Raw genomic sequence first — 18,803 nt, 5'->3', positions numbered from 1 at the left:
TCCCCCTTGAAATTCAATAACTCCGCCACATAGATTGTTTATTTTGACTCAAAAACAAGCAAACTATGCCGCGACAACTGCTTACGGATGAACTTTGGGAGAAACTGAAGATAATTATGTTGAAAATGGGAATTTATGACAAACCTTGTCTTCGAAAACAGTCGAAGGTATTTTTTATCGCTTGCGAGTAGGTTGTCCCTGGAGAGATTTACCCACGGCTTTTGGTAATTGGAATGCGGTATATAAACGATTCAATGACTGGTCTCGTAAAGAAAAACTGATGGGTATTTTTAACGCCCTGGTTGTTGATCCAGACCTGGAATGGGAATTTATTGATGGGAGTATTGTGAAAGCACATCAGCATAATAGTGGTGCGGCCTGTGAACAAGAAACAGCGATAGGGAAATCTGTCGCCGGGAACACCAGTAAAATTCATATGGCCGTTGATGCCTGTGGTCTTCCTATTCATTTCTCAGTGACAGGCGGCGAAGTTCATGACTGTAAAGAAGCACCGAAATTAGTTGCAGAGCTCCCAAAAGGTGACTATATAGTTGCTGACAGAGGCTATGACAGTGAAGCATTACGTCTTCAAATTAAAGACAAAGGGGCTGTTCCTGTTATCCCAAGAAAAAAAGAATTCAACTCGGGGAAATGATGAAATGGATTGGTGTCTCTACAAATATCGCCATCTCGTTGAAAATGTGTTTGCAAGACTTAAGCATTTCAGAGCGATCGCCACGCGATATGACAAACTCAAACGAAATTTTGAAGGCTCTATCGCTCTGGCTTGCGCCTTTTTATGGTTACCTATGTGAAATGGCAACAGCCCCTAATAAAATCAGCATACGAGACCAGCCAGCGATCTTGGCTTTCCTCTTCTTCCAGCCTATCTATTCGTTTGCGTCTGCTCATAGCCAACACCTTATCATTCAATAAAAAATCGCACCAAAAACTCAATCAGACCAGATTATCTTATATGCTGTACACATGAAATGTAATGTCTAACTTTTACGTCTTGTTTGCAACACATTTTTCCAAATTTTGCTATACCTTGACTTTATAACCGTCATTTAATCGCACTATGCTGAATAAAAAAAGTCGAATTGTATTCTCTTTACTCTTATTAGTCTTATTTCACCAGCGCGCTGCCTATAGTGAAATTTTTGTCTGGCAAGATCAATATGGACAGAAGCATTATTCTGATAAACCCCATAAAAATGCCAAAGTCCTATCCATCAAGCCTGGCTATGCCTGGCATAAGGTTAGATATGTTTATGATGGTGATACCATCATTTTAGATGATAAGACCAAAGTACGGTTATCAGGTATCAACACACCAGAGATTGAAAGCCGTTATCAAACCGGCGAGCCCATAGGTGAGCAGGCTCGACAGTGGCTATCTAATCGCTTAAAAAACACTAAGATTCGCCTGGAAACAGGCTTTGAAAAACGGGATAAATATGGCCGTTTAATTGCCCATGTTTTTACTGAAGACGGCAGCCATATCAATGCATTGCTGGTAAAAAATGGTTTGGCATTTGTGACTGTACATCCGCCTAATCTCAACTATATCGATACCCTGATCTCAGCACAGCAAAAAGCCGAAAATGCAAAACTGGGATTATGGGGGCAGCCTTATTTTGCGCCACAACCTTACAGCGACATCAAAGGAAAATACCATAAAGGCTGGAAACGTGTTACCGGAACCGTCCAGCACATTCAATCAACACGCCATAATGTTTATTTGAAGTTTTCAGATCAGTTTGCGATAAAAATCGCCCGCAAGTATCTTTCGCTGTTTCCCGATCCAGAAATTTATTTAGGCAAAAAAATTGAAGCTCGCGGCTGGATTCATAAATCTCGCCATGGCTACAACCTGATGATCCGGCACCCGGTTGCTATCGTCATGCTCAATGACTAATTGAGTAACATCCTTGTCCATATTGCGAGACTAATCAGCCAAACCGTCCAAACCTGATTCCAGCGTCAACAGTTCCGTCAATTTTTCACTCAACTGCTCTTCGCTAAAGCCCAATTTTTTCCAGACATCCAGCGGAAAATTGGCCATCATCTCATCTTGACTTAAACCGTGGCGTTTAGCCTGAGTGATAAAACGACCTAGATAAACACAACAGGCTTCAGGCAAAACCGGATCATACGCTAAAGGCTCACCCGATTGACGCACGGTGTCGACCAACTCAGGTGCAAACTTCCAGCGTTCACACAAGGCTGCACAGGCTTCTTCGCTGGTAAAACCGATTCGTTTACGTTCAAATTCAGGCCGAGATTCACCCGCCTTGACATGCTGATCAATTTCATTGGCTGCTTTTGGATCAGCCAAGTGAATTAAAATAGTTCCCAAACCACTCAAGAGGCCTGCGGTATAAACCGTTTCACTATTTTCAAGTCCAGCTTGTTCAGCCAACCATTTGGCATAGGTTGCGGTTAAAAAACTATCCGCCCAGAATTCTTTAATATTGATACCAGGAATATCAGAAACCGAACTGACAATACCCGATGCAATAACAAGGGTTTTAAGCTGTCCCATGCCAAGCAATACGACGGCTTCATCAATCGAGCCAATTTTTCGAGACAGCCCAAAGTGGGCGGAATTGACTAAACGTAGCACTTTTAGTGCAATCACTTGTTCTTTCTCGACATTTTTGGCAACCGCCATAAAATCGAAATCAGGATTGTTCACTTGAGCGATCAGCTCACGAACAACTTCAGGAATTTGAGGGACTTTATGGATTTGGTCGAATAATTTTTCCAGCGTCAGCTTCATGAGCGATAAACTCCTAAGTTACTTAAATCAAGACCTATCAAGTTTAGATGAATTTCTTAAAAAATCTATCGCGTGACGGTTTTTTGTCGCGACTTTATTTTCGCCAGCCGTTGTTTTTGTTTTGCAAGACGCTCAGCCTTAGCCTGGGCGTCCTGTTGTTGTCGCTGCAATTTGTTGTAATAGCGCATCCGCGCGTGATTGGCCATGTTCTCATTCCAGGGCTCGGCATCATGTAGTGTCTGCATTTCAATACAGTCGACCGGACACGGTGCAATGCACAGTTCACAGCCGGTGCATTCTGTCATAATCACGGTGTGCATATGCTTATTACTGCCGATAATGGCATCGACCGGGCAAGCCGGCAGGCATTTGGTACAGCCGATGCAATCGGCCTCAATAATCACCGCCACCTGGCGCGGCTTTTCTATCCCATGTACTGGATTTAGTGGTTTTTCGGGTCGATTCAGCAGCGCAGCCAGTTTTTTAATCCCGGCTTTACCACCCGGTGGGCATTGGTTAATATCGGCAAGACCTGCCGCAATCGCTTCGGCATAAGGCCGGCAACCCTGATAGCCGCATTGCGTGCATTGCGTTTGCGGCAAAATGGCGTCGATCTCATCGACCCGTGCTCGATTCATAGCACTTTACTGCCCCGCCAACATGGCAGCAATATCGTTTTCAACGCTGTCGATACCTTTCAAGCTATATTTTTGTTCAAGCATGGCTAAAATGTTTGGCGTAAAGAAAGGCGGCAAGGTTGGGCCGACCCGAACATTTTGGATATCTCGGGCAAACAAAGCCAACATCATCAAAATCGTTTTTTGTTCATACCAGGCAATGTTGAATGACACCGGCAACTGATTGAACTGTTCAAGCTGCAGAGCCTGTTGCAATTGTTCAAGAAAATCCAGGATGCCATTAAAGTCGTAATTCTGTCCACAATCGAGCAACCGTGGAATATCATCTATTTTCCCAAAATCATGCTGAAAAAAACGATAACGGACATCGCCTGCCGAAAGAATCAAGGTGTTTTCAGGCAGCGTTTCAGCCAACTCAGTGTAATAACGACGCTCTTTGTGACGTCCGTCAGTGCCCGCCAACACGATAATACGTTTGATTTTTCCCGTTTTTATGGCTTCGGCAATCGGCGTCAGTAAACGCTTCAATGCCGACAAACCATAGCCTGTGATATGCTCCCCTTCCATTAGTGGCGCAGGTGGCTCACAGGTTTTGGCCAATTCGATCAAGGCACTGAAGTCTTTACGCTGCCCAGGCTTGCGATCGGGGATATGTGGTACATTCGGCCACCCCACCATACCGGTACTGAACAATCTGTTTTCATAGGTTTTTTTCGGCTGCTGAATACTGTTGGTGGTGACCAGAATAGGCCCATTAAACTTGGGAAACTGTGTTTTTTGATCCTGCCAGGCACCGCCATAGTTCGCGACTAGGTTATAAAACTTTTTTAACGCCGGATAAGCGTGTGCCGACATTGCTTCGTCATGGGTGTAAACATCCACGCCAGTACCGGCAGTTTGCACCAGCAAATCTTCTATATCGCGTAAATCATGCCCAGAAACCAGAATACCTGGTCTGTCCCAAGTATCCAAAAATACCGTCGTCGGCTCCATCTCACCGAATTGCTGTGCATTTGCACGCTCTAGCTGATGCATAGCGGCTAGCCCTATGCGTCCACTCTCCAACAGTATTGTCCAGACTTCATCCAATTGATTATCGGTGTTTAAGGTCAGCGTCAACGCCTGATACAAAAACAGGTAAAAGTTTGTCTCTTCAACGCCGAGCTCAAGATTATGTACGGCCAACGAACCTAATCCTTTTGCCGCGTAAAGCAAACATTCCTGCAAAGCATGAACATCAGTATCCAGCTTATATTTTTCCAGATAATACGGTATGCCGACCTGCTCTCCCTTCTCGGTAAAGGCTTTTTCGTCCACGCTCTCGTATTGCCACAACGCTTCTTCAGGAAGCGGCTCATTGAAAGCCTCACCATGCTTCTCCTGCCAAGCGATTAGCAGTTTATCCCGAATCGAATTACGTCGACGCACGGCTTCATCAATCAACTGCACAAAATCAGTCGCCGAAAAGTTAACATTGGTCACCATCGAAAACAGCGCCTTGGCCATGAATCGATGCGTCCTGACACTGACTAAATTAAACTTGACCGCATGATCAGCATAAAAAGCCAAGCCCTTGAGGCTATACATCAATAAGTCCTGAAGACTCGAAATATTGGCTTTTTTGCCGCAAATTCCGGCCGTATCACAAACTTTATTTTTTTTCGCTTCCTGACAGTGATAACAAAACATGAAAACCTCGTATAAAGCGGATTATTTAACGCGCATACCAGGCTTAGCGCCTTGATCAGGATGCAATACCCAAAGGTCTTTACCGCCAGGGCCTGCCGCCAACACCATGCCTTCAGAGACACCAAAACGCATTTTGCGCGGTTTGAGGTTAGCCACCACAACGGTCATTTTGCCTTCTAAATCCTCGGGGGCATAGGCCGATTTGATGCCGGCAAAAACAGTCCGGGTTTCATCGCCAATATCTACGGTCAATTGCAATAATTTATCCGCCCCTTCAACATGTTCAGCCTTGATGATTTTAGCGATGCGTAAATCAATTTTAGCGAAATCATCAAACTCGATCGTCTCGGCAATTGGCTCGTGCTTTTTAACCGGTGCTTCAGCTGTTTTCTCCAGGTTTTCTTTGGAATCTTCAATAATCGCCGCGATTTTTTCCGGTTCAACACGCGTCATCAACGGTTTGAATTTATTGATAGCATGATTCAGTAACGGTTCGGCAGTGGCCGGCCAAGACTGCGATTCGATATTCAAAAACTGCTCGGCATTGCCCGCTAACACCGGCAATACAGGTTTTAGATAAGCAACCAGCACTCTGAATAGATTAATACCCATGGAACAAATCGCATGTAATTCGGCATCTCGACCTTCTTCCTTGGCGATAATCCAAGGTTTTTTCTCGTCAATATATTGATTGGCCTTATCGGCCAGCGCCATAATTTCACGCATGGCCTTGCCGAATTCACGTTTTTCATACAACGCGGCAATCACCTCATTGGCATCAATAAATTGCTGAAACAATGCCGGCTCAGCACATTCAGCCGACAAGGTGTTATCAAATCGTTTTTTGATAAATCCTGAGCAACGGCTGGCGATATTAACCACTTTCCCGACTAGGTCGGAATTGACCCGCTGACTGAAATCATCAAAATTCAAATCCAGATCATCGACGCCAGCAGTCAGTTTCGCGGCAAAATAATAGCGCAGATATTCAGGATTGAGATGATTTAAATAGGTGCGCGCTTTAATGAAGGTCCCACGCGATTTGGACATCTTCTCGCCATTGACGGTTAGAAAGCCATGCGCCCAGACCGCGCTAGGTGTTCTGAAACCGGCACCATATAACATGGCAGGCCAGAACAAGGCATGAAAATAGATAATATCTTTACCAATGAAATGATACAACTCGGCCGCGCTGTCCTTACCCCAATAATCATCGAAATCTAAACCTTTCAGTTCGCACAATTTTTTAAAACTGGCCATATAACCGATAGGCGCATCCAGCCAGACGTAAAAATATTTACCTGGCGCATCCGGGATTTCAAAACCAAAATAAGGCGCATCGCGGGAAATGTCCCATTGCTGCAAGCCATTTTCCAGCCATTCAGCCATTTTATTCCGGACTTCCGGCTGTAAATGGCCGGGTTGATTAACCCACTCTGCCAGCATGTCACTGAAATCTGCCAGATTGAAAAAGAAATGTTCTGATTCTTTTTCGACAGGTTTTTCGCCTGAGACCACTGACACCGCATTTTTCAAATCGGTGGGTGAATAGGTTGCGCCACAGGCTTCACAACTGTCGCCATATTGATCTTTAGCGCCGCATTTCGGGCAATCACCTTTAATGAACCGGTCTGGCAGAAACATTTTTTTCACCGGATCATAGGCTTGTACAATCGTACGTTTGCTGATATGCCCGGCATCGCGTAATCGCGTATAGATCAGCGCTGAAAGTTCTTTGTTTTCAGGAGAATGTGTGCTGTGGTAATGATCGAAAGCCACGCCAAAATCGTCAAAATCGGCACGATGTTCCTTTTCCACCTGGGCAATCAACTGCTCCGGCGTGATGTTTTCTCGATCAGCGCGCAACATGATTGGCGTACCATGTGTATCATCCGCGCAGACGTAATGACAACAATGCCCCCGTTGTTTCTGAAATCGAACCCAGATGTCGGTCTGGATATATTCAACTAAATGCCCCAGATGGATAGGGCCATTGGCATAAGGCAATGCGCTGGTAACGAGAATTTTTCTTTCGGACATGGCTCTCAGTGATTAACACAACAAAAAATGAACCGGTTATTATGGCATATTTTTGTTCAATTTTCATTAAACAAAAAGTCGTTTACACCTATACTTTATATCATGAAGACATCTCAATATTTTTAAAACTAAAACTGAACTCGCTGCTATTTTTCAGCTCTTAATTCAGATTTAAGTCCTCCATAAAAACTAGAATATGGCATTAAAAGCATTTTATGAAAACGCATTAACACGCCTGCTATTAAAAATAGCCATATTCCTGTTGCTTTTTTATTTTCCGTATGAAATTGCCCATTACAGCTTTGTTTTATTACACTATATATACGAGGGCCTGGATTTTTTAGTCGAAGAATTACTGATACATGGCTTTGGCCTGACTAAATTCCAAAGTCATTTAGTTTTTTTCTATTTAAGTTGGGTTGTGGGACTTTATGGCTTGTATTGGCTGTGGCGAAAAATGCCAGTTCTCATTGGAAAAGTAAAGCATCAATACCATTACACCGCAGAGACCATAGCTCATTTCTGGCAGGCTCAACCCTTTATGTACAAAGTGGCGCTGGTTATTGTGTTATTGTTATTTTTTAAGCTTTACATTTTATTTTTGTTCTAAACAACATCATGATTTCAATTATTCAACGCGTGACTCAGGCCCAGGTTTCGGTCGACTCGCACTGTATTGGAAACATTAAACAAGGCATCATGGCTCTGGTCGCCATTGAAAAAAATGATACTGAACAGCAGGCCGACCGCTTATTGGAACGTATCTTGAATTATCGTATTTTTTCGGATGAAGTCGGTAAAATGAATCTGGGCCTGCGTGATATAAACGGTGGCTTATTGTTAGTTCCGCAATTCACCCTCGCAGCAGACACACAAAAAGGCAACCGCCCGAGTTTTGCTTCAGCTGCGCCGCCAGAAAAAGGGCGTGAATTATTCCACTACTTGCAACAACGGGCGAAGAAGGTTTACCCCAATACTGAATTTGGTCAATTTGGAGCCGATATGCAGGTGAGCTTGATCAATGATGGCCCCGTCACATTTACGCTACAGGTTAAAGCCTAACGCTGCACGCATCAGCCCCGTCCTTTTCGCATCATCATGCCTTTAGACGGGTTATAGCCTAAAATGGCCAACAGCATAAAAATAACAAAGGCCGCACCGGTATAAATCAACGCATATTGATTTAATTGACCATATAAAGCAAAGCGGATGAGTTCAACTGCCTGGGAAAATGGGTTGTATTGAGCAATCCAATACAGCCATTCGCTGGATTCTTTGATTTTCCACAGAGGATACAAGGCTGTTGACATAAAAAACATTGGGAAAATCACGAAATTCATTACTCCGGCAAAGTTTTCCAGTTGTTTAATAAAAGACGATAACAACAAACCCAACGCACCCAACATCATGCCAGACAAAACCAAAGCTGGAAAAACCCAGAGCAAGCCTGCCAGGGGTGGTTGAATACCATACAGCCAGGCAATCCCTAAAAACACATAGGCTTGTAAGATAGACACAAACGTGCCTGCTACAAGCTTTGCCATTAACAGAAATCCACGTGGCAACGGTGCTACCATCAGTATCCGCATACTACCCATTTCGCGGTCATATACCATTGACAAGGAGCTTTGCATACCATTAAAAAGCTGGATCATGCCAAGCAGTCCCGGGGTTATATAAACCTCATACAGAATATAGGTTTCATAGGGTGGTGTGATAGCGATACCCAATGCGGCGCGAAATCCTGCGGCAAATACAAACAGCCAGACCAATGGCCTGACCAGCGCAGCAATAAAGCGTTCCCGTTGATACAGAAAGCGCCAAACTTCTCGACTGACAATGCCGGACAATGCCCGCCAATAATGTAAAATCCTCATGTCGCCATACCCTCCGTCAACCGACTGAAGGCCTCTCGAATGGTCTCGGTGCCCGTTTTTTGCAGCACCTCACTTACCACACCATCGGCTTTAATCTTGCCTTGATGCAAAATCACTAGCTTATCATCCGGATAAATTTCATCAACCAAGTGCGTGGCCCATAAAACGGCTATTTTTTCATCCTTCACCAATGCATGGACATGCTCGACAATACCTTGTCGGCTAGGCATATCCAGGCCCACAGTCGGTTCATCCAGCAATAATAATTGCGGTTTGTGCAATAAAGCCCGGGCAATCTCCACGCGACGTTTATGCCCGCCATTAAGCTGCCGGACTTTTTCTTTGCGACGATGATACATTTCGAACCGCTCCAGCTCCTGCTGAATGCGCTGGTCTGCTTGCTTTCGACTCATGCCATGCAAGGCGGCATGATAATGCAGGTTCTGCAGAACGGTTAAATCCGGATCCAATGTCGTCTGTTGAAACACGACGCCTAATTTTGCCAATGCCTTGAGGCTTTCCTGCTTAATATCAAAGCCGCACAAGGCAATACGCCCTTCACGACAATCATAAAGTCGCGTAATCAGTGCAAATAAAGTGCTTTTTCCAGCGCCGTTCGGTCCTAACAAAACACAGCATTCGGCTGGCTGAATCGTCAAATTGACATGATCCAAGGCCTTTTTTTTACCGTAGGCAAAACTTAATTGTTCAATCTCCAGCGCCGGCTTTTTCATGGTCTTGACACGATGCCCCATGGATAACGTCCTACCGCAACGGATTTAATGACTTTATGTGTGTCCAAATCAATGATCGAAATATCGTTGCTGACACCATTCGTTGTGTAGAGACGTTTTTGATCGGGCGAAAAGGCCAAATTCCAGACACGCTGACCAACCAGCAGAAATTTTTCCACTTCCAGCGTTTGAGCATTGATCACAGCGACACGATTAGCCGGCCCCATGGCGACATAAGCCCACCGCTGAGCGGCATCAATCACCACCCCGACCGGCTGTATTTTATCATCTGTGACCGTTGGAATACTGAGGGCCAATTTTTTGATGATTTTCTTGCTGGCGACATCAATAATCATCAAACTCCCTGCCATCTCCGATGTTACCCAAAGCTGCTTGCCATCGGCACTGAAGCTGGCGCCGCGCGGACGCGGGTCGACCAGGGTATTGGCGACAACTTGATGGCTTACAGGGTCGATCCAATGCACCATATTGGTGGTTTCTGAGGCACTGACCACCCATTTGTTATTAGGACTTACCGCGACTGCTTCAGGCTCGACACCGACAGGAATCCTCGCCACGACCTTACGCTGTTTAATATCAATAACCGTGACCTGGTTATCATCTTCGTTGGAAACATACAGAAAAGCGCCATCCGGACTTTGTGCAAAGGTTTCAGGATCTTCTCCCGAAGGCAACTGGCCAATTTCGGCCAAGGTTTCAGCATCAATTATCTTAATAGTATCGTCATCACTGGTTGCCACATAAAGCTGTGTGCCGTCTTTGCTGAGCAAAATTCCGCGCGGACGCTGACCTACCGTAACCGTTTTTATCAATGCTCCCGCCTCGGCATCCACAACCGCTAAGGCATTATCTTTTTCCAGCGTGACATAAACGGTATCGGCCCCAGCATTGACTGCCAACAACAAACCTAAAATACCTGCAACCTGTTTCAACATGCTACTCTCCGAGATGACAACGTGTTTCGGGCTGATCATAGCCTAAGCTATCCAGCTCTGTTTTAGGGTGTAAAAAGCCGTCTAAAGGCGCTACGGCAACTAAAGAGCGAGCCGCCGCCAATAACACCGGTTGCCGCAACTGCCCGTTCCAGCGCCTGAATGACAAAGGTCGACCTTTATAGCCTTGCAGAGCTAATTGATCACTGAGCAAATAAGCTTTTAAATCACTGATCTTATTCGATTGGGTGCGCGTCGCCGCCTCACCAATGGCTCTTACGGCTAAATAGGCACCGTAGTCCTCTTCCTCCATCCATCGCCCGGCATAATCTTTAAAACGGTTCTGCATTTGCACAGCCCCCCATTGTTCATGGGTTCTGTGCCAGGCCGTGGCAACCAGCCCCTGAGTACCGATAACCAGCCTTGGCAACCAGGTTCGATAACTGAAGTATTCGCCAAACAGCCCTTGTTCATCGGCCACAACCAGAACATCATACTCCGAGACATCTTGGGTAAAAACCGGCACATCTGATTGCGCCGTGCGTCTGGCGTCATAGGTATGTAACCATTGTTTTTCAGCAACAATATCCATGCCAAAACGCTCTGCCGCGCGATGTAACGCTTGGGCAAAACGTTTATCATCTTTTGTCGGACCAACCACTAAAAACCATTTCTGCCAGCGTTTCTTTAACATATATTGCGCCAAAGCATCGGCACGCATGGCACGACTGGGCAACATATGCAACACATTATGCCTGCAAAATTCATTTCGTAACTCATCGGCTCGACTGACCCCATCAAAAATCAGCTTGGTTTTAGCCTCATCCAGGTCGGCCAATTTCAATAGTTGATTATCGGACACATTGACGACAAACAAATCAGAATCGCTCGCATGCCGCTTAAAAGCCGCCAATACACTTTCACCAAGCGGAATAATGACATGCTTCAACTCAAAATTCTGCCCGGTAAACTGGCCTGTCGTATTATTATCCGCAACCGCCATTTCAGCACCTTTAAGACCCTTGTGCTGAACAAACGCATCAAGATTGGATAAGGCAGCAGGCACTTGTTTTTCTTGGCTTAAAAAAACAATGCTTATTTTTTGTTTTTCATCGGCAAAAACAGAATGCTGAATCTCTAGCAAAAGCAAACCGACAATAAAAAAATATTTAAACAACTGATTCATGCTGGCCAATAATAATTTGAAAAATACACGCTAACCCTCGCCTTGCCGATAATACCTTAATAGTTGAACAACTCAGCAAATTTATGCAGCTTAAAAATTGCAATTTCACTCATTTAGGTCAATACTTAAAAGCATTATTGTTTATCACCTTCGGCTAATGACACCAACATCTGAAGACCAAAAACAAGACGATGATATTTTTCGCGATCTCGACGAGGATACCGGCTTCATCAACAAACGTACCGCAGTACGTTATATTCGTAAAGATATCACAACTGTTGTATTGATTCGGAGCCTATTCAGCGCATCAAAGCTTATGGTCAATCTAGTGGACATCAGCAGTAAGGGCGCTTTGATTGCATGCAGTAAAAAGTTTCCTCGAAATAAAAATGTATCTTTACAATTGATTTTCAAAGATGGAAAAGTGTTCCGAATTGATGCAACCATCCGCCATCATCGAAATTCAAAAGGTTGTTATTTTTATGGCCTGAAATTCAACCATGCTAACGACAAGCTCGGCGAACATTTGCTCAATACCCAGACAGATTTTCTATTCAAACAGTGACAATCTGTTGAATACACCGATCAATCCACTGCCTCTTTTTCTGGTTTCTTTTTCAGCTTGAGTTTCACTAGATAAATCCGTCGATTGTCAGCCCTGACCACTTCAAATCTAAAGTCACCATATTTAAGTTTTTCACCTTTTTTAGGTAGGTGCTCCAATTGATGGACAATGAATCCGCCTAGAGTATCACATTCCTCATCATCCAGATCTGCGTCAAAATAGGCATTGAATTCATCAAGCGGCATCAAGGCTTTGATTAAAAATTCGAACTTATTTTTTTGCTGAACATATGTCTCTTCTTCGGCATCATGCTCATCTTCAATTTCGCCAACGATTTGCTCTAAAATATCTTCAATCGTCACTAGCCCTGCTGCCATACCATACTCATCAATCACAATCGCCATGTGATGCCGTTGCGTTCTAAATTCTTTCAACAATACATTCAAACGCTTACTCTCGGGCACGATACTGACTGGCCGCATAATTTCTTCAACTTTCAGGCTTTTCTGTTTCAACACATTAGCCAGCAAATCCTTGACCATTAAAATACCGACCACTTTACTGCGATCGCCTTCGATGACAGGATAGCGGGAATGTCCGGACTCGAGCACTAACGGCAAGATAGTATCGAGTTCGGCATCATGCGGCACAACCACCATCTGTATTCTAGGCACCATAATGTCCCTGGCACGCATTTCACTGATTTGCAATACGCCTTCAATCATGGACAGAGCATCGGCATCAAGTAGATGTTTTTTATGTGCGGCATGCAGAAACTCGAGTAAATCTTCCCGGTCTTGCGGATCACCGGTTAACATTTGACCAATTCGATCAATAAAACTTTTCGATGGTGAGGAGCTACTCGGAGGGTTTTCGTCAGTCATCTATTAAATCCTCGTGATAGGGATTTGGAATTTTAAGTTTATTTAACAATTTAATTTCTAAGGCTTCCATCACAGCAGCATCATTATCATCAATATGATCATAACCAAGTAGATGTAAAACACCGTGAATAACTATATGCGCCCAATGATGTTCTAGTAATTTACCTTGTTCTTTGGCCTCGTGACGGACAACAGGCGCACAGATAACCAAATCACCCAGCAAGGTCGTCTGTATTTCCGCTGGTGCTTCAAATGGAAAACTCAATACATTGGTTGGCCCCGGTTTATGCCGATAAGTCTGATTTAAGCCACTGCTTTCGTCCTCATCAACCAGCCGCACAACGATCTCACCTGAGCGCTGTTGATCTGACAGAACCAACTCAACCCACAGCTTAAACTGATCCCTGTCAGGTAAATCAGAACAATCAGTTACCAACTGAAGATCAAGAAGATTGTTCTTGTTCATAGCGCTCATAGGCACTGACAATGCGTTGAACTAAAGGGTGTCTGACCACATCTTTAGTATCGAAAAAGGTAAAACTGATACCCTCAACGTCTTTTAAGACTTTTAAGACATGAATCAAGCCTGATGAACGCTCATTCGGTAAGTCAATTTGGGTGATATCGCCTGTCACAACAGCAGTAGAGCCAAAACCGATACGGGTTAAAAACATTTTAATTTGTTCGGTGGTTGTATTTTGCGCTTCATCTAGAATGATAAAGGAATCATTCAATGTACGGCCACGCATAAAAGCCAGCGGCGCAACTTCTATAATATTCCGCTCGATCAGTTTTTCAACTTTTTCAAAACCCAGCATTTCATACAGCGCATCATAAAGTGGTCGTAAATACGGATCAACTTTTTGCGCCATATCGCCAGGTAAAAAGCCCAACTTCTCACCAGCCTCAACGGCTGGCCTGACCAGAACAATACGCCTGACTTGTTCTGATTGTAAGGCTTCCACCGCACAGGCGACAGCTAGATAGGTTTTACCGGTACCCGCAGGACCCACACCAAAATTGATATCATGGGTCAGGATTTTATGCAGATATTTTTGTTGATTTTCACCCCGACCCTTGATAACACCACGCCGCGTTTTAATATGCAGCAATTTAAATGATTCCTGCTTAGGCTCGGCAATCAATTGTTCGATATTGGCATCTTGCATACTTAAGTGAACCTGCTCCGGCGTAATCTCTTCATCTGCACTCATTTCATAAATCTTTTTCATGACTGTACACGCGGCAATAACGGCCTGCTTTACACCCGTTACTTTAAAAGAATTGCCACGATTCAAGATTTCGACATGCAGACGCTGCTCGATTTGCCTGAGATGATTATCAAATTGCCCACAAAAATCAGACAAACGCTGGTTGTCAGCCGGTAATAAAGTAAGTTCCTGAGAAAAACACGATTCGCTCATCAAGCCGTTTGAACAATTTTTTCGACGGAAGACTCAACTAGACGACCACGCAATGAATTCGGCAACGCTTCCGTAATCAATACATCGACAAACTGCCCCGCCAGCCGTGGGTGGGCAGCAAAGTTAACGGCTCTATTATTTTCTGTTCGCCCCGTCATATGCAGTGGGTTTTTACGTGAAACACCTTCCACCAATACGGTCTGTACAGTCCCAATCATAGACTTGGAAATAGCTTGCGTCATTTCTGTCAAGCGCGTCTGCAATCGCTCCAGCCGCTGTTTTTTTACGTCCATCGGAATAGCATCTTCAAACTCTGCAGCAGGCGTACCCGGTCGCGGACTAAAGATAAAGCTATAGGAGAAATCAAAACCCACTTCTTCAATCAAACGCATCGTGTCTTCAAACTCTTCATCGGTTTCACCCGGAAAACCGATAATGAAGTCTGATGACAGACTGATACCAGGCCGTGCCTGTTTTATCTTTTCCATGATTTGCAAATAATCTTCCCGAGTATGCCCCCGCTTCATCGCCGATAAAATACGATTACTGCCACTTTGGACAGGCAAGTGAAGATGGCTGACTAGCTGTGGAATTTCTGTGTAGGCTTCAATGATATCATCGGTAAATTCCAAAGGATGCGACGTGGTAAAACGAATCCGATCGATGCCATCAACGGCGGCAACATAATGTAGCAGCAAACTGAAGCTAGCAATATCACCGTCATCCATTTCACCGCGGTAGGCATTAACATTTTGTCCTAGCAAATTGATTTCACGTACACCTTGTTGAGCGAGCGACTCAATTTCTGCAATCACATCATTTAATGGCCGACTGATTTCCTCACCTCGTGTATAGGGAACAACACAATAGGTGCAATATTTGCTACAGCCTTCCATGACAGAAACAAATGCTTTAGGGCCTTCTGCGCGAGGCTCCGGTAAGGAATCAAACTTTTCGATTTCGGGAAATGAAATATCAACGACCTTTTGTTTTCCGCGGCGCGCTTGATTTAAAAGCTCGGGCAACCGATGTAGAGTCTGTGGACCAAATACAATGTCAACATAAGGGGCACGCTTTTGGATAGCTTCGCCTTCCTGGCTTGCAACACAGCCACCTACGCCAATAATAATGTCAGGACGCTTGTCCTTAATCTTTTTCCAGCGCCCAACGGCTGAAAAAACCTTTTCCTGAGCTTTTTCACGAATTGAACAGGTATTTAACAATAAGACATCGGCATCTTCAGGGTTTTGGGTAATTTCTAAACCATGCGACGCTTTCAACACATCACGCATTTTGTCAGAATCATATTCATTCATCTGACAACCGTTTGTTTGTATATAAAGTTTTTGTGTCATTTATTGTTAAAACTCCAACCGTTTATTTGTTTAAATATGCCTCTATCCGTATGCTTATGCCCCACAAACGCACTTCAAACCAAGAAAAAAGCCCTGATTCCAGGGCTTTAACAGATAATTATACCTGTATTCAAACAAAATTTAAATCCCGCTTCATTTAAATGGGTTTTCCAATACAATTGTTTCTTCGCGATCAGGCCCAGTAGAAAGGATTGTGACATTGACTCCAACCAATTGTTCCAGCCTCCGAATATAATTTATTGCATTTTCCGGCAAGTCATCGAAACGAGTAATACCACGTGTTGTCGTTTCCCAGCCGGGCATTTCTTCAATAATCGGTTCACATACCTCATACTGGTCAGCGCCGAGCGGTGCTGTATCAATTATTTTCCCATCGATTTTATAACCAGTACAAATACCAATTTTATCCAGACCATCCAGCACATCCAGCTTTGTCAGACAAATTCCACTCAAGCTGTTCATTAAAGCTGATTTACGCATAGACACCGCATCAAACCAGCCTGTACGCCGTTTACGACCTGTCGTTGCACCAAATTCATGCCCTTTTATGCCTAAATGCTCTCCATAACCATCATTTAATTCAGTTGGAAACGGACCATTGCCGACACGTGTAGAATAAGCCTTGGTAATTCCCAAAACATAATCCAGATTAAGTGGGCCAATACCTGTGCCAGTCGCCGCACCACCCGCTGTTGTATTCGATGAGGTCACATAGGGATAAGTGCCGTGATCAATATCCAACAGCGCCCCTTGTGCGCCTTCAAACAAAACATTTTTATCCTGTTGTTGTAATTGCTTAATCTCTTCAGCCACGTCCGTCAACATTGGCAGAATTTGTTCACCCAGACGTAATGCAGACTCCAGAGTCTTTTCAAAATCAACCGCTTCGACCTGAAAATACTGGGTCAACATAAAATTATGGTAATCCACCAATTCTTTCAGTCGGCGACTGAACTCCTCGGTATTACGTAAATCGCCTGCCCTTAATCCACGCCGCGCGACTTTATCTTCATAAGCAGGGCCTATACCTCGGCCGGTAGTACCTATCGCTTTACCACCCCGCGCTTTTTCTCGCGCCTGATCCAAGGCAATATGCACAGGCAAAATCAAGGCACACGCTTCACTGATTTTTAACCGATGCCGAACAGGAATGCCCGATTTTTCCAACAACTCGACCTCTTCTAGTAAAGCTTCTAAAGACAAAACAACACCGTTGCCGATCATACATTCGACATCTTCACGCAATACACCTGATGGAATGAGATGCAGTACGGTCGTTTTACCATCGATGACTAATGTATGGCCTGCGTTATGTCCGCCCTGAAACCTGACTACTGCCGCCGCATGATCAGTCAACCAGTCGACCAACTTACCTTTTCCTTCGTCACCCCATTGTGTGCCGATGACTACAACATTTTTTCCCATTTTTACTTTCAGTCCAATGCTTTAACAATCCAGTTTTGATTTTCCTGCGCCAATAATGCGGTACAGCCCATACTTTTTGCATCCCCTTTTTGACCGGGTAATTGCTGAATAACAGTAACACCTTCAGCACGCAAACCCCGAATTTTAATTCGTAATGCCTCATCATCACAATACGGCGCAAAAACAATCGTATCAGACATATCTCTGCTATTTACCGACTGCCTTGCCAATCGTTTCAAATCAGCACTGAAGCCCGTTGCACTGCGAGCTGTCGCAAAAGCTTCGCCGATATTATCGTAGCGACCACCTCGGGCAATTTCTTTACCCAACCCCGGCACTAATGCCGCAAAAACAATTCCGGTGTGATAGTAATATCCCCGCAATTCAGCCAAGTCAAAGTTAATCGGCAATGCAGGATAAATTTTACTCAACTTTTCGGCGATTGCTTTTAAGTCTGCCAACGCCTGCTGCACAGAATCATCATAACCTTTCAAAACAGTTTCGGCGCGTTCAAAAACCTCCAACCCACCATGCAAAGTAGCTAATGCTTTAAAGGTTTGTTTGTCTTTTTCATGTAAAGAAAAGGCATTTAATAAATCATCCATTTCTGGTATCGCTTTACGCTGTAAGACATCGAATAATTCAGCTTCTTGTCGCTCAGTCACGCCAGCTTGCCGAGCCAATGCCCGATAAATGCCGACATGCCCTAGATCCAGATGAATCTGTTCGATACCTGACATCGCTAACATTTCCAGCATCAACTGAATAATTTCAAAATCGCCTTCCAATCCATCATAACCATACAGTTCAGCACCGATCTGTACCGGACTGCGGTCTTTGTCCAATTCATCGCCTAGTGTATGCAATACCGTCCCAACATAGCAAAGCCGTGTCGGAACGCTATGGCTCATATGGTGACCAGCAATTCTTGCCACTTGCGGTGTCATATCGGCGCGAATGCCTAAGGTTCTGCCACTGACTTGATCGGTCAATTTGAAGGTATTCAAATCCAGATCATGTCCTGTTCCAATTAACAATGAATCAAGAAAATCCATCAGTGGTGGAAAAACCAGTTGATATCCCCAAGCCGAAAAAACATCGAGTAAATTTCGTCTTAGTTGCTCGAGCTGAGCAGCGTCGCCCGGCAATACTTCTTCTATTCCTTCGGGTAATAACCAGGAATCTTGTGTTTGCATTTTTTAATATCCTAATCGCACAAAACGCCCC

17 protein-coding genes and 1 pseudogene are annotated in these 18,803 nt (G+C 44.4%); 4 read left to right on the top strand and 14 right to left on the bottom strand.

The features are described from left to right. Positions 1–65 precede the first annotated feature (65 nt). Positions 66–815: pseudogene (locus JEU20_RS07615) on the top strand (IS5 family transposase). A gap of 266 nt (positions 816–1,081) precedes the next feature. Then, a complete protein-coding gene (locus JEU20_RS07610; protein WP_198244687.1) occupies positions 1,082–1,921 on the top strand; it encodes a thermonuclease family protein in 840 nt (279 codons plus the stop codon). Between the two features lie 30 nt (positions 1,922–1,951). Here the strand turns inward: JEU20_RS07610 and JEU20_RS07605 are convergent, their stop codons facing one another. From JEU20_RS07605 to metG, 4 genes are all read right to left on the bottom strand, one after another. Continuing rightward, positions 1,952–2,785: an HDOD domain-containing protein gene (locus JEU20_RS07605; RefSeq protein WP_198244685.1), complete on the bottom strand. Its 834-nt coding sequence runs from the start codon at positions 2,783–2,785 to the stop codon at positions 1,952–1,954. A gap of 65 nt (positions 2,786–2,850) precedes the next feature. After that, positions 2,851–3,423: an electron transport complex subunit RsxB gene (gene rsxB, locus JEU20_RS07600; RefSeq protein WP_198244683.1), complete on the bottom strand. Its 573-nt coding sequence runs from the start codon at positions 3,421–3,423 to the stop codon at positions 2,851–2,853. A 6-nt stretch (positions 3,424–3,429) separates the two neighbouring features. Next, complete coding sequence (hcp, locus tag JEU20_RS07595; protein WP_198244681.1) at positions 3,430–5,112, bottom strand: hydroxylamine reductase; 1,683 nt, start codon at positions 5,110–5,112, stop codon at positions 3,430–3,432. A gap of 21 nt (positions 5,113–5,133) precedes the next feature. Beyond that, a complete protein-coding gene (gene metG, locus JEU20_RS07590) occupies positions 5,134–7,152 on the bottom strand; it encodes a methionine--tRNA ligase (RefSeq protein WP_198244679.1) in 2,019 nt (672 codons plus the stop codon). Positions 7,153–7,770: 618 nt separating this feature from the next. On the opposite strand from metG, the gene dtd reads away from it, so the two are divergent. Continuing rightward, positions 7,771–8,214, top strand: a complete 444-nt coding sequence (gene dtd, locus JEU20_RS07585) for a D-aminoacyl-tRNA deacylase (RefSeq protein ID WP_198244677.1) — start codon at positions 7,771–7,773, stop codon at positions 8,212–8,214. Between the two features lie 11 nt (positions 8,215–8,225). Here dtd and JEU20_RS07580 read toward each other — a convergent pair whose 3' ends face one another. Genes JEU20_RS07580 through JEU20_RS07565 form a run of 4 tightly spaced genes read right to left on the bottom strand, consistent with a single transcriptional unit; the run spans position 8,226 to position 11,902 of the window. Beyond that, the gene (locus tag JEU20_RS07580) at positions 8,226–9,029 is read right to left on the bottom strand and encodes an ABC transporter permease (protein WP_198244675.1); all 804 of its coding nucleotides are present in this window, start codon (positions 9,027–9,029) and stop codon (positions 8,226–8,228) included. After that, positions 9,026–9,763: an ABC transporter ATP-binding protein gene (locus tag JEU20_RS07575; protein ID WP_198245946.1), complete on the bottom strand. Its 738-nt coding sequence runs from the start codon at positions 9,761–9,763 to the stop codon at positions 9,026–9,028. Before JEU20_RS07575 ends, JEU20_RS07580 begins: the two co-directional genes overlap by 4 nt. Then, positions 9,760–10,719 (bottom strand): PQQ-dependent catabolism-associated beta-propeller protein, encoded by a 960-nt coding sequence (locus tag JEU20_RS07570; protein ID WP_198244673.1) that lies wholly within the window; start codon positions 10,717–10,719, stop codon positions 9,760–9,762. The genes JEU20_RS07575 and JEU20_RS07570 overlap by 4 nt, the downstream gene beginning before the upstream one ends. 1 nt (position 10,720) lies before the next feature. Further along, on the bottom strand, positions 10,721–11,902 hold the full coding sequence (locus JEU20_RS07565; RefSeq protein WP_198244672.1) for an ABC transporter substrate-binding protein: 1,182 nt from the start codon (positions 11,900–11,902) through the stop codon (positions 10,721–10,723). A gap of 157 nt (positions 11,903–12,059) precedes the next feature. Here JEU20_RS07565 and JEU20_RS07560 point away from each other — a divergent pair, with 157 nt between their 5' ends. Further along, a complete protein-coding gene (locus tag JEU20_RS07560) occupies positions 12,060–12,467 on the top strand; it encodes a PilZ domain-containing protein (protein ID WP_198244670.1) in 408 nt (135 codons plus the stop codon). A gap of 20 nt (positions 12,468–12,487) precedes the next feature. Here JEU20_RS07560 and JEU20_RS07555 read toward each other — a convergent pair whose 3' ends face one another. The 6 genes from JEU20_RS07555 to JEU20_RS07530 form a co-directional block, all read right to left on the bottom strand. Beyond that, positions 12,488–13,351 (bottom strand): CorC family transporter, encoded by an 864-nt coding sequence (locus JEU20_RS07555; RefSeq protein ID WP_198244668.1) that lies wholly within the window; start codon positions 13,349–13,351, stop codon positions 12,488–12,490. After that, positions 13,344–13,817, bottom strand: a complete 474-nt coding sequence (gene ybeY / locus JEU20_RS07550; RefSeq protein WP_245395147.1) for an rRNA maturation RNase YbeY — start codon at positions 13,815–13,817, stop codon at positions 13,344–13,346. Before ybeY ends, JEU20_RS07555 begins: the two co-directional genes overlap by 8 nt. Then, entirely contained in the window at positions 13,795–14,775 is a 981-nt protein-coding gene (locus JEU20_RS07545) for a PhoH family protein (protein ID WP_198244664.1), read from the bottom strand. Before JEU20_RS07545 ends, ybeY begins: the two co-directional genes overlap by 23 nt. Then, a complete protein-coding gene (gene miaB, locus JEU20_RS07540; protein ID WP_198244663.1) occupies positions 14,775–16,130 on the bottom strand; it encodes a tRNA (N6-isopentenyl adenosine(37)-C2)-methylthiotransferase MiaB in 1,356 nt (451 codons plus the stop codon). The genes JEU20_RS07545 and miaB overlap by 1 nt, the downstream gene beginning before the upstream one ends. A gap of 153 nt (positions 16,131–16,283) precedes the next feature. Next, positions 16,284–17,576: an adenylosuccinate synthase gene (locus JEU20_RS07535; protein ID WP_198244661.1), complete on the bottom strand. Its 1,293-nt coding sequence runs from the start codon at positions 17,574–17,576 to the stop codon at positions 16,284–16,286. Between the two features lie 8 nt (positions 17,577–17,584). After that, the gene (locus JEU20_RS07530; RefSeq protein WP_198244659.1) at positions 17,585–18,772 is read right to left on the bottom strand and encodes an ATP phosphoribosyltransferase regulatory subunit; all 1,188 of its coding nucleotides are present in this window, start codon (positions 18,770–18,772) and stop codon (positions 17,585–17,587) included. Positions 18,773–18,803: the final 31 nt, after the last annotated feature.

Source organism: methane-oxidizing endosymbiont of Gigantopelta aegis (assembly GCF_016097405.1).
Taxonomy (GTDB): domain Bacteria; phylum Pseudomonadota; class Gammaproteobacteria; order Methylococcales; family Methylomonadaceae; genus Methylomarinum.
The sequence above is the reverse complement of the archived record's forward strand: the minus strand, read 5'-3'. Positions and strand labels throughout refer to the sequence as shown.